9 protein-coding genes and 1 pseudogene are annotated in these 12,152 nt (G+C 55.1%); 7 read left to right on the forward strand and 3 right to left on the reverse strand.

Translation table 11 applies throughout. The annotated features are described in order from the left end of the window. Window positions 1-168: 168 nt before the first annotated feature. The 3 genes and pseudogenes from JHD74_RS24230 to JHD74_RS24240 all read left to right on the forward strand — a co-directional run. Window positions 169-501, forward strand: a pseudogene (locus JHD74_RS24230) (MlaA family lipoprotein); the annotation flags it as partial. 331 nt (window positions 502-832) lie between these two features. Further along, window positions 833-1,459, forward strand: a complete 627-nt coding sequence (locus JHD74_RS24235; RefSeq protein ID WP_199063696.1) for an OB-fold-containig protein — start codon at window positions 833-835, stop codon at window positions 1,457-1,459. Between the two features lie 51 nt (window positions 1,460-1,510). Continuing rightward, entirely contained in the window at window positions 1,511-3,295 is a 1,785-nt protein-coding gene (locus JHD74_RS24240; protein WP_024529164.1) for a flotillin family protein, read from the forward strand. An 80-nt stretch (window positions 3,296-3,375) separates the two neighbouring features. Here the strand turns inward: JHD74_RS24240 and fadL are convergent, their stop codons facing one another. Next, on the reverse strand, window positions 3,376-4,698 hold the full coding sequence (fadL, locus tag JHD74_RS24245; RefSeq protein WP_037435011.1) for a long-chain fatty acid transporter FadL: 1,323 nt from the start codon (window positions 4,696-4,698) through the stop codon (window positions 3,376-3,378). Between the two features lie 407 nt (window positions 4,699-5,105). Between fadL and JHD74_RS24250 the strand changes: the two genes are divergently transcribed. The 4 genes from JHD74_RS24250 to sixA all read left to right on the forward strand — a co-directional run bounded on the left by JHD74_RS24250 (window position 5,106) and on the right by sixA (window position 9,967). Further along, entirely contained in the window at window positions 5,106-5,402 is a 297-nt protein-coding gene (locus JHD74_RS24250; protein WP_074032198.1) for a YfcZ/YiiS family protein, read from the forward strand. 198 nt (window positions 5,403-5,600) lie between these two features. Beyond that, on the forward strand, window positions 5,601-6,914 hold the full coding sequence (fadI, locus tag JHD74_RS24255; RefSeq protein WP_024529161.1) for an acetyl-CoA C-acyltransferase FadI: 1,314 nt from the start codon (window positions 5,601-5,603) through the stop codon (window positions 6,912-6,914). Then, window positions 6,911-9,079 (forward strand): fatty acid oxidation complex subunit alpha FadJ, encoded by a 2,169-nt coding sequence (fadJ, locus tag JHD74_RS24260; protein WP_199063697.1) that lies wholly within the window; start codon window positions 6,911-6,913, stop codon window positions 9,077-9,079. The genes fadI and fadJ overlap by 4 nt, the downstream gene beginning before the upstream one ends. A 405-nt stretch (window positions 9,080-9,484) precedes the next feature. Beyond that, the gene (gene sixA, locus JHD74_RS24265) at window positions 9,485-9,967 is read left to right on the forward strand and encodes a phosphohistidine phosphatase SixA (RefSeq protein ID WP_024529159.1); all 483 of its coding nucleotides are present in this window, start codon (window positions 9,485-9,487) and stop codon (window positions 9,965-9,967) included. A 56-nt stretch (window positions 9,968-10,023) separates the two neighbouring features. On the opposite strand, the gene JHD74_RS24270 is transcribed toward sixA, so the two are convergent. Together JHD74_RS24270 and JHD74_RS24275 are read right to left on the reverse strand one after the other, a co-directional pair. After that, a complete protein-coding gene (locus JHD74_RS24270) occupies window positions 10,024-11,685 on the reverse strand; it encodes a ShlB/FhaC/HecB family hemolysin secretion/activation protein (RefSeq protein ID WP_199063698.1) in 1,662 nt (553 codons plus the stop codon). A gap of 171 nt (window positions 11,686-11,856) precedes the next feature. Continuing rightward, window positions 11,857-12,021, reverse strand: a complete 165-nt coding sequence (locus JHD74_RS24275; RefSeq protein WP_199063699.1) for a hypothetical protein — start codon at window positions 12,019-12,021, stop codon at window positions 11,857-11,859. Window positions 12,022-12,152: the final 131 nt, after the last annotated feature.

Consider the following 12,152-nt stretch of genomic DNA (forward strand, 5'->3'; position numbering starts at 1 on the left):
CCCCCCCCCCCCCCCCCCCCCCCCCCCCCCCCCCCCCCCCCCCCCCCCCCCCCCCCCCCCCCCCCCCCCCCCCCCCCCCCCCCCCCCCCCCCCCCCCCCCCCCCCCCCCCCCCCCCCCCACTTTTTTTAGTTGGCATCGTCGGCAGCGTCAGATGTGTATAAGAGACAGGTTACGGCCCGTATGTCCACTTACCGGTTTACGGTAGCTTCACCATCCGTGAAGACGGTGGTGACTGGGCAGATACCGTTTATCCGGTGCTGAGTTACCTCACCTTCTGGATGTCGGCGGGTAAATGGGTAGTGGAAGGGGTTGAAACCCGTGCTCAGCTGCTGGATTCCGATGGGTTGCTGCGCAACTCTTCCGATCCTTATGTGATGGTGCGTGACGCCTACTTCCAACGCCATGACTTCCTGGCGCAGGGCGGGGTGCTCAAGCCGCAGGAGAACCCAAATGCCAAGGCGATCCAGGGCGATCTGGATGAGATCGACTCTGCCAACTAAGGATTAGGTTTTTTTCAACTTATCCTGTGGTGAATGGCGTTTGAAAAAGGATCCTGGAAGTTTGGGGGATCCTTTTTTATTTATGTAAATGATAATCATTTTTCTTGAGGATTTTCTGGGATGCCGGTGCAGTAAATGCTAAAATCTGCACCAGGCGACTGCCGCTGGTTACATGGAGGGCAGAGCCCGTGGCTTGGGAACCGGCTTGTGTGGAACAAGGATCGTTTATAGCGGATTGCTGCATCACCTTTTACCGCGTTTTGTCCCCTCTTTCCTGCCTGTTTTCTGCTGCCGCGATATTTTCGCTGTGATGCGCACGGAGAACGCCAATATGGACCTACTTTCTTCAGGCAATGCCCCTTTCTTGATCGCCCTGCTCCTGCTGCTGTTTATCGGCGTGCTGGAAACGCTGGCGGTGTTTCTCGGTGCTTCCCTTTCCAGCCATTTCGACGCAGCTATAGACTCCCATCCGGATATTACCCTGGGTGAGAACGTTTTCGCCCATGGTCTGAGCTGGCTGCATATCGGGCGCTTGCCGCTGCTGGTCATCATCGTGCTGTTTCTCGGCGGTTTTTCACTGAGTGGCCTGATACTGCAATGGTTGGCAGGCGGTGAATTACCGGTATGGCTGGCGGTGATCGTTGCCTTTATTGTCGCCGTATTCTGCGTGCGCTGGTGCGGCCGCGGCATTGCTCGCTACTTGCCACGTGACGAGAGCAGCGCCGTTTCCACGGACAGCTTTATTGGCCGCATGGCAATTATGACCGGTGCCACGGCCACGGCGGGCACCCCGGCAGAAGCCAGGTTGACTGACGAGCACGGGCGTACCCATTACATTTTGATCGAACCGGATGAGGAGGACGTCGCCTTTGTGCGTGGAGCCAAGGTGCTGGTGACGGCCCGCATTTCCGGGTCCCGTTTCAGCGGCAGTGCCAACCCTTGGCCGGATCTGCTGTGAACGCGGTTTTAACGGAATTATTTTGATAATACTTACGGAGAGGTAGCCCTAGTGATAATTAGTGATGGTCTTACGTTTTGGGGGTCGATTGCGGGTGGCATCTTTGTTGTCCTGCTGATCATCGGACTGATTTTTTCGCGCCTGTATCGCCGTGCCTCGGCAGAACAGTCGTTGGTTCGTACCGGTCTGGGCGGTCTCAAGGTCGTGCTGAGTGGTGGTGCCATCTCCCTTCCTGTGTTCCATGAGATTGTTGAAATCAACATGAAGACCCTGAAGCTGGAGGTCAGCCGTGCCATGCATGACAGCCTGATCACCAAGGACAGAATGCGCGTGGACGTAGTGGTGGCATTTTTCGTCCGTGTGCAACCTACCATTGAAGGGATCTCCACCGCAGCACAGACTTTGGGCCAGCGTACGCTGTCACCGGAAGATCTGCGCCAACTGGTGGAAGACAAGTTTGTTGACGCATTACGCTCCACCGCTGCGCAGATGACCATGCAAGACCTGCAAGACACGCGCGAAAACTTCGTGCAGGGCGTGCAGAGCACGGTATCTGAAGATCTGGCGAAAAACGGCCTGGAGCTGGAAAGCGTGTCGCTGACCAACTTTAACCAGACCTCGAAAGAGTATTTCGATCCTAACAACGCCTTCGATGCTGAAGGTCTGACCAAGCTGACGCAGGAAACCGAACGCCGTCGTCGCGAACGTAATGAAGTTGAGCAGGACGTAGAGGTCGCAGTACGCGAAAAAAACCGCGATGCCATGTCACGTAAGCTGGAGATCGAGCAGCAGGAAGCCTTCATGTCGCTTGAGCAGGAGCAGCAGGTCAAAACCCGCAGCGCCGAGCAAAGCTCCCGGATCGCCACCTTCGAAGCGGAGCGCCGCCGTGAGGCCGAACAGAGCCGTATCTCCGCCGAGCGTCAGATTCAGGAGGCGGAAATCGAGCGTGAGCAGGCGGTACGGACCCGTAAGGTAGAGGCGGACCGTGAAATCCGTGTCAAAGAGATCGAGCAGAATAAAGTCACGGAAATGGCCGCCATCGAGCAGAAAAAAGTGACGGAAATTGCCGAACAGGATAAGGCCATCGCCATTGCTGCCAAGTCCGAGCAGCAGTCCCAGGCTCAGGCGCGCGCTAATGATGCGTTGACCGAAGCGGTGAAAGCGGAACAAAACGTGGAAACCACGCGCCAGACCGCCGAAGCCGATCGTGCCAAGCAGGTTGCTCTGATCGAAGCCCGTCAAGGGGCGGAAACCGAGGCGATGCAACTGACGCTGAAAGCCCGTGCGGAGAAAGAGGCCGCCGAGCTGCAGGCCGCTGCCATCATTGAACTGGCCGAAGCCGCACGTAAGAAAGGCTTGGCAGAGGCGGAAACCCAGCGCGCGTTGAACGAAGCGGTCAACATGCTTTCCAGCGATCAGACCAGCCTGAAGTTCAAACTGGCGTTGCTGCAGGCACTGCCGGCGATCATCGAGAAGTCCGTTGAGCCGATGAAGGCTATCGACGGGATCAAGATCCTGCAGGTTGATGGGTTGAACCGTTCTGGCGCTGCAGGTGCGGCAGCGGCTTCGATCGGTGGCGGCAACCTGGCCGAGCAGGCGATGTCTGCCGCTCTCGCTTATCGTACGCACGCCCCGGTTATCGACTCCCTGCTACAGGAAATCGGTATCAGCGGTGGTTCATTGCAGGCGTTGACCGCGGCTTTACCGCAGGCACAGCCAGTTGTTCCGTTGGCGGAGCCTGACGCTGTAGTCGCGCAGGAAGAGATTGCGGAACAAAAACCGGAGTCGTATGCACCGTCAACGGAGCACAGCATCACGACGGTAAACCTTTCCTGAGTTACGGCTGGAGGGGGTTAACACAATAGAAAACGGCGGGGTAATCCCGCCGTTTTTACGTTCCTGTCTAGGAAAGCAGATTAGAAACGGTAGTTGAAGCCAGCACCGTACAACCAGGCTGAACCTTTCGATTCGAAGGTGTATGGACCTTCTTTGATGGTGACTTTCTGGCCGTGCATGTAAGACACCCCGACGTCTACAGAAGCGTCTTTATTGAACGCGTAAGTGGTACCGGCGCTGATCCAGGTGCGATCCTGATCCGGGATCGAGATAGAGCGGTTTTCCGCTGGGACTGGGCTGTCATCGAAGGCGATACCGGTACGGAAGGTCCAGTTATCGTCGTAGAAGTAGGTGGTACCCAGCGCGATACGGTAAGCATCACGGAAGCCTTCATGCTTCTGGAACAAGGTGTTGCCGTTGCTGTCGGTTGCTCTCAGCTCCTGGAACTGGCTCCAGCTGGTGTAGGCCATGCTGTAGTGGATCGCCCACTGCGGTGCCACTTTGTTATACCCGGAAACTTCCCACATTTCTGGCAGATTCAGGGTCAGAGAACCAGGGACGTTGTTGCCGTCGGTTCCCATTGGCAGGCCGAATTTCCCCAGCAGAGGGTTAAAGGCGGAAGGCAGGCTACTTCTGTAGTCACCGTCAAAGTCGATTTTCACTTCAGAACGGTAGGTAAAGCCGTAGCGGTTGTTTTCATCTACTTCATACAGCACGCCTGCGTTCCAGCCATAGCCCCATTTATTGCCTTCCAGATGAGAAATCTGGGTATCGGCAGGGATTCTAGCTACCTGGCCAGCCAGCGCCGGAGGCAGTTGTCCTGAACCGGCGATCAGCAGCGGTAAATCACCGGCATAACGATCGATTTTGGCTTTGGCATACACTGCATCAAAGCCCAGACCGAAGCTGAAGTGTTTGTTCAGACGGTAAGCTGCGCTCAGGTTGATATTGGCGGTGGTCAGGTCTGTAGTCCCACCGACGGATCCAGCCGTGTAGCCCTCGTTGTATTCGGTAGCCAGGCCATAGTTGCTGGTCACGGAAGCGCCGACGGCCCATTGGTCATTCAGCGGTTGAATGTAGTGCAGGTTGGGTACCCAGGCGGTCGGGGCAATATTCTTCGCATCCAGGCTGCGGCCTGAAGGCGATGTGCCGGTAATGTTAACGTCTGGATCAATAAAAACGGCGCCCGCAGTGAGAGAAGGGCGGTCAAACATCATCATGGTTGCCGGGTTACGACTTGCCGAGGCAGCGGAATCCGCCATTGCGCCTTCGCCAGAATAGGCTCGCCCTAAACCAGCTGCCGAAAACTCGTTCAGCTGGAATCCTGCGGCATATACGTTTGAAGAAATAATTGCCACTGCAGCTGCGAGAGCTGATTTAGTGAATAGGTTTTTCTGGCTCATGACCAAAACCTCATTTTATGTGTTTATTATTTAAACAATGTTACACAAAGTAACATGGAGCGCGCGATTGTAGGGTCCGTTATCAATCTGACAAATCAGACCAGTGGCTGAATTATAGGTCTGACCTGTTAAGATGTTGCAAGTTTGTTTTTGAAATATTTCCAGATTGATATCAGAAAAGAGATCCACATAACAAAAAATGACCTGCACATAACAAAACTCTTATGTTTTTTTACCGCGAAGCGATTTAGTTATGTGATTTCCGTCACTTAAAGTGCTTACAAAAAGTAAGGCTAGTGATTGGCAAGCCCGAGGAGTAAAATAAACACAGAATTTTGTTTATTTGCGCCAGATCATAAATGGCTATTTGGGCGAGCTTAACTGCGGCCCGTGAGGAGATTTCAACTATGTCAGATGCAATCAATAAATGTAACGCTCAGGAAACTGCGGCCTGCTGCTGTGTCGATGTCGGAACCGTGATGGATAACACCGATTGCACCGCTTCCTACAGCCGAGTGTTTGCCAATCAGCAAGATGCAGAGCAAACCCTGGCAGCACTGACTGAAAAGGCGCGCGGCGTGGAGTCCGAGCCTTGTGACATCAGCAGTAGCATTAAACCGGTTGACGGCGGCGTGCAACTGGATGTGGATTTCACCTTCTCCTGCCAGGCAGAAACCATGATCTTCCAGCTCGGCCTGCGTTAATCCCGACCCGATCCCGTAGGGGCGTAATATCCGCCCCTGCTGGTATCCGCACCGCTTTACCCCCTACCAGAAAGTTGCTCCCGCTCTCAGTTTTCACTTCTGCCGGTTTGCCAAATGTAAACATTTGGTTAACAATGACCTCATCAGGTCAGACCTCTTTTTGTCCGTTGTGTTGACGGCCTCTCTTCAGGAGCGTTTATGAGTAAGGCATTGCCGCTGGTTACCCGTCTCGGCGACCGTATCGCCATTGTTCAAGGGCTGCGCACCCCTTTCGCCAAGCAGGCTACCGCTTATCACGGTATACCTGCGGTCGATCTTGGCAAGACGGCGGTGAGCGAGCTGCTGGCGCGTAGTGGCATCGATCCCGCCCTGATTGAGCAACTGGTATTTGGCCAGGTGGTGCAAATGCCCGAAGCGCCCAACATTGCGCGGGAAATTGTACTTGGCACCGGCATGAGCGTGCACACCGATGCCTATAGCGTTTCACGTGCCTGTGCCACCAGCTTCCAGGCGATTGCCAACGTGGCGGAAAGCATCATGGCCGGCAGTATCAGTATCGGCATTGCCGGTGGGGCGGATTCTTCCTCCGTGCTGCCGATTGGCGTTAGCAAGGCGCTGGCTCGCACGTTGGTGGACGTCAACAAGGCCCGCACGTTGTCGCAGCGTTTGAAACTGTTCAGTAAACTTAAGTTCCGCGATCTGATGCCGGTACCGCCCGCCGTGGCGGAATACTCTACCGGTCTGCGCATGGGGGATACCGCCGAGCAAATGGCGAAAACCCACGGCATTACTCGCGAGCAGCAGGATGCCTTGGCACACCGTTCACATCAACTGGCCGCTAAAGCCTGGGAGCAGGGGCTGTTGCGCGATGAAGTGATGACCGCCTATGTGCCGCCGTATAAAACCCCGTTGGCCGAAGATAACAACGTCCGCAAAGATTCCAGCCTGGAGTCTTATGCCCGTTTGAAACCGGCATTCGATCGCCGACACGGTACCGTCACGGCCGCCAACAGTACGCCACTGACCGATGGTGCGGCAGCGGTGCTGATGATGAGCGAGTCCCGTGCGAAAGAGCTCGGCCTGGAGCCTCTAGGCTACCTGCGCAGCTTCGCCTTTGCCGCCATTGATGTCTGGGAGGATATGTTGCTCGGCCCTTCCTATGCCACCCCGTTGGCGCTGGATCGTGCCGGTATTACCCTGGCCGACCTGACCCTGATCGATATGCACGAAGCCTTTGCGGCGCAAACGCTGGCCAACCTGAAAATGTTCGCCAGCACCGAGTTTGCCCAGCAGAAGCTGGGGCGTGAGCAGGCGATCGGCGAGGTGGATATGGATAAATTCAACGTGTTGGGTGGCTCTATCGCCTACGGACACCCGTTCGCCGCGACCGGTGCGCGCATGATCACCCAGACGTTACACGAGCTTAAACGGCGCGGTGGCGGTCTGGGGCTGGCCACTGCCTGCGCAGCCGGGGGCTTGGGAGCTGCGATGATCGTGGAGGTGGAAAAATGAGTTTCGAGAACGCATTGCACGAGCAGCGTGCCAAGCCTTCGACATTTCATCTGACCTTGCGCCCGGATAATATTGGCGTGATCACCATCGATGTGCCGGGGGAGAAGGTCAATACGCTGAAGGCAGAGTTTGTTGAGCAGATCAACGACGTGCTGCTCAAGGCGCAGCAGCTTGCTACCCTGGAAGGGTTGGTGATCCTCTCCGGCAAGCCAGATTCCTTTATTGCCGGTGCAGATATCACCATGATCGCCGCGTGCCATACGGCCCAAGAGGCACAAGCGCTGGCGAAGAAGGGGCAGAGCACGCTGGCACAGATTGCCGCGTTCCCGGTGCCGGTGGTTGCCGCTATTCATGGTGCTTGCCTTGGAGGCGGGCTGGAGTTGGCTTTGGCCTGCCATAGCCGCGTCTGTTCTCTGGATGACAAAACGGCGCTTGGCCTGCCGGAAGTCCAGTTGGGTTTGCTGCCTGGTTCTGGGGGTACCCAGCGCTTACCCCGTCTGATTGGTGCCAGCAAAGCGTTGGATATGATGCTGACGGGCAGGCACGTTCGCGCGCGTCAGGCGCTGCGTATGGGCCTGGTGGACGAGGCCGTACCGCAATCCATTCTGCTGCAAACCGCCATTGAGCGTGTAAAACAGGGTTGGAAATCGCGCCGTGCGTTACCATGGCAGGAACGCCTGCTTAACGGTCCGTTGGGCAGAAGCCTGTTGTTCAGCATCGTGCGTAAGAAGACCCTGGAGAAAACCCACGGTAACTACCCCGCAGCGGAGCGTATTATCCAAGTGGTGCGCACTGGTCTGGATCATGGCAGTGCCAGCGGCTATGAAGCGGAGGCCCGCGCCTTCGGTGAACTGGCGATGTCTTCCCAGTCTGCCGCATTACGCAGCCTGTTCTTTGCCTCTACGGCGCTGAAAAAAGAGCGCGGCGGGGATGCCCAACCCCATGAATTACAGCGCGTCGGCGTACTTGGCGGTGGTTTGATGGGCGGCGGTATAGCCTGCGTCACGGCGACTCGTGGCGGGCTACCGGTGCGCATTAAAGACGTGAATGAGCAGGGGATCAACCATGCGTTGAAATACACCTGGGATCTGTTGGGCAAGCGGGTACGCAGCAAACGCATGCGTCCGGCAGAGCGTCAGAAACAGATGATGCTGATTTCAGGCAGCACCGATTACAGCGGTTTTGAACGGATCGACATCGTGGTAGAGGCGGTATTTGAAGATATCGCGCTCAAGCAGCAGATGGTGGCCGATATTGAACAGTATGCCGCGCCGCATACCGTATTCGCCTCCAACACCTCATCATTGCCGATAGGCCAAATCGCGGCGCAGGCGGCCAGGCCGCAGCAGGTTATTGGCCTGCACTACTTCAGCCCGGTGGATAAAATGCCGTTGGTCGAAGTGATCCCGCATGCCACTACCAGCGAACAAACCATTGCCACCACCGTTGCTCTGGCCCACAAACAGGGGAAAACGGCGATCGTGGTCGCCGATCGTGCTGGTTTTTACGTGAACCGTATTCTCGCTCCTTATATTAATGAGGCGGCGCGATGCTTGCTGGAAGGCGAGCCTATCGAATCGGTTGATATGGCTTTGGTCGATTTTGGTTTCCCGGTGGGCCCCATCATGCTGTTGGATGAAGTGGGTATCGACGTTGGCACCAAGATTATCCCGATCCTGACGGCGGAGCTGGGGCCACGCTTTGCCGCTCCAGCGGCGTTCGACGCAGTGCTGAAAGACGGCCGCAAAGGGCGCAAGAATGGCCGTGGTTTTTATCTGTACCCAGCCGAGGGCAATAGGTCACGCCAGAAACGCAAGAGCGCTGATAGCAGCATCTATCCACTGTTGGGTATCACCGGCAAGGCACATATTCAGCATGCGGTGATCGCCCAACGCTGTGTGATGATGATGCTCAACGAGGCGGCGCGTTGCCTGGATGAAGGCGTGGTGCGCAGCGCACGAGACGGTGATATCGGCGCGGTGTTTGGCATTGGTTTCCCGCCGTTCCTTGGCGGCCCGTTCCGCTATATGGATGAGCTAGGCGCGGAGAAAGTGGTAAAAACCCTGCGCTACCTGCAACAGCAATACGGTGAGTATTTTGCTCCTTGTGAACGTCTGCAGCGCATGGCGGAGCAGGGGGAACGCTTCTATCCGCAAGGCAGTTAACCAGCATGGCGGCCCGGTTTGCGCTACAGTTTGATCAGGGCCGCACTGTGATCGCCATCACTCCTTGCAATTAGGGCAATCCCGGAAGCTGTACAGGGAGATTGGGGAGGGGTAACGTAGCGTTTTGGTGGGTGGCTCACTCAGCGCTACCAAAATTTCATAGCAACAAGGTTAAAATTTAACCCGTTGAATTGGTTGTTATGTCAGCGATGAATTTGTGTAAGGGCGCAAATGTTGTAAAAAACAGCGTTTTCTTTACGCGAACTTTCAGGCAAAATGCCCGGCCGCCATAGAGAGACGGCGCGTTATCGTTTGAAGCAGGCCTGTGTTCTTGAGTGCAACTCGGCGATACAGCACGCTCGGCGTTTCTGTATAGCGTTATTTTGTCAACAACAGCGGTGCAATATGCAAGTTTTGATTATGCGTCACGGAGAGGCGGCACTTGATGCAGCCAGCGATTCGGTAAGGCCTCTTACCGTTTGTGGCCGTGATGAGTCACGTCAGATGGCGGCCTGGTTGAACACCAAGTCTGTGGATATTGAACGAGTGCTGGTCAGCCCCTATTTGCGGGCCGAGCAGACGCTGGAAACGGTACGCGAAGCGTTAACGCTGCCGGAAGGTGAAGAAGTGCTGCCTGAGCTGACTCCTGGGGGCGACGCTGGGCTGGTGAGCTGTTATCTGCAGGCGCTGGCAAAAGAGGGTATCGGTGCGGTGTTAGTGGTTTCCCATCTACCGCTGGTGGGTTATCTGGTGGCCGAGCTGTGCCCTGGAGAATGCCCGCCAATGTTTGCTACCTCCGCCATCGCTAATGTCGATCTGTCAGAGGATGGCAGCGTCGGCAAGTTTGAATGGCAGGTCAGCCCGTCACAGGTGATGGCTAAGGTCTGAGCTTGTTCTCACCATCAAAGGGCGATGATAAACATCGCCCTTTGTCATTAACGTCTTCAAAATTGCCACTGTAACGTAAAGCCTAGGTTGACCGGGCTGGTGGTGAAATTATCAGGCTTGGAGAGCGGCACCCCAACGAAGGCGTCATAACCGACCGCTTTTACCTTCCCTCGAATACCGGCAACGCTACCAAGCAGGTGGCCATCGGCAAAGTCGTTACTACCGTCTCCTTTCACCCGGCCATAATCCATACCGAGGTATAATTGCTGCCCCAGTTTTGGCAGGTTCAGGTTCAGGTCATTGCGCAGGGAGTAGCCCTTGTTGGCCATCATATTCATTTCACCGTCAAAACCACGTACGGTCCAGCGGTTACCGATACTGAATTGATCCTGGGTGGTCAGGCGGTCCGGACTGTATTGCTGGCGAAAGCGGGATTGATAACTCAGTGACAGATCTTGCACGGTAAATGGCGTATAGGTGCTGATATCCAGGTTGACGATGCGGCTTGACGGAGCGCTGTCCACCGGTCTTTCGGCACCAAACCAGGCGGTATCACGCTGATAGCTCAACATGGCATCGACAATAGACTGGCCGACGTAGTGGCGGTGATTGAACTCAATGCTCCAGTTGGCCATATTACGCTGTTGTAACTGCAGCTCCGTATCGTTCAGATAAAAATGCGAGTTACGCTTGAGGACTTGAAAGCTGAGCGTGTTTTTTTGGCTCGCGTTGCGATACAAGAGGCGATTGATTTTTAAGCTAAGGTTGCGATACTTGCCGCGGTAGGAAAAATCGGTATAGATACCATGGATATTTTGTACATATTCGCTGCGGCTAGCATATAAGTCCAATGACCAGAAGCCGTAGGGCACCGAATAGTACAGAGAGCCGTTATTAGAATGACGGGTCGATTGGAACTGCAAATCACGACCGGCAGAAACGTAGAACAGATCGTTCATCGAGGTCGGGTTATCAATATATAAAGCCAGGCCGCTTTGATAGCGGCCGGTTTGTTTACTGCCTGAGTCATCCAGCCAACCGCCCAAACGCCAGAATGAGGGTTGTTCGCGGGTTATTTCCAGGTCGGATTCACCCGCCTTACTCCCTGGGTGGAGTGAAATGTTGGCAACGACATCAGGAATGCGTTGCATGTTTTCCAACCCCTGCTCAATCGCACGCAGATCCAGCAGATCCCCTTGGCTGCCAGGGAAGGTGGTGTGCAAGTTGACGTACTGATCGCTGTCATCGGTCAACCTGACGTTGCCAATGGTGCCGGGCAGGATATCCAGAGTGAGAAGCCCTTGCGTCAAATTCTGCTGAGGGATCATGACCCTGGTAGTAATATAGCCATGTCCAATCAGCTTGTTTTGCAAGGCGGTCGCGAGCGTTTTCACCCCTTGGATCCCCAGGCAGCGCCCTTGTGCCTGTTCTGTCAGTTTGTGCAAGGGTATCCAATGAGGGATCTTGTCGTCCTTATTCAGTTCAACCCGTTGTAGAGGGAAACAGGGTTGTTCTTCGGGAAAGTCGATGTGGGTGCTTAGTCCTGCGCTGCCAGCGGAGCGAACGTCTTTACCTACGGTTTCCAATTGGTTGTAGCGTGCTTTTTCCTGTTCCTGCTGGTGGCTCATTTGCTGCTCAATAAACTGGCCTTTTTCAGTTGCCTGAACCAGTGGGGTGAAAATAAGCAATAACCAGGCATTGAGAAAGCGAAAACGCATGTTAACTTCCTTATTAATATGATTTTTCTTTAATCGGGTGCAGTGTGAAGATAGGCAGGAGTGAAAAACAGCTGATAGCCATTGATAACATGGCTATCAGCTTGTTATTACCTATCTCGCGATGCTAATAGACGTGATAGGGGTATTTATCGCCTCAGTATTGGCTCTGGATTAGTACTTGGTATGGATTTCTACAGTGTTGTCCGAAATCATTTTGCCGTAATTGCCGAATTTCCCGTCTGTATCGATCTTTATCTTGTTTTTGCCAACCAAGGTCCCTTGATTATAGAAGCTGCCATCGACACGCTGACCACCGGCAAGGGCTCCGCGCTTCATGTTGATCTCTAAAGTATCACCGGCCTCAATGTTTCCTGCAGTGCTAGCTGATGAACCTGTCTCTTATACACATCTAAAAGGGGGGGGGGGGGGGGGGGGGGGGGGGGGGGGGGGGGGGGGGGGGGGGGGGG

Source organism: Serratia sp. ASV30 (assembly GCF_016428815.1).
Lineage (GTDB): Bacteria > Pseudomonadota > Gammaproteobacteria > Enterobacterales > Enterobacteriaceae > Chania > Chania fonticola_C.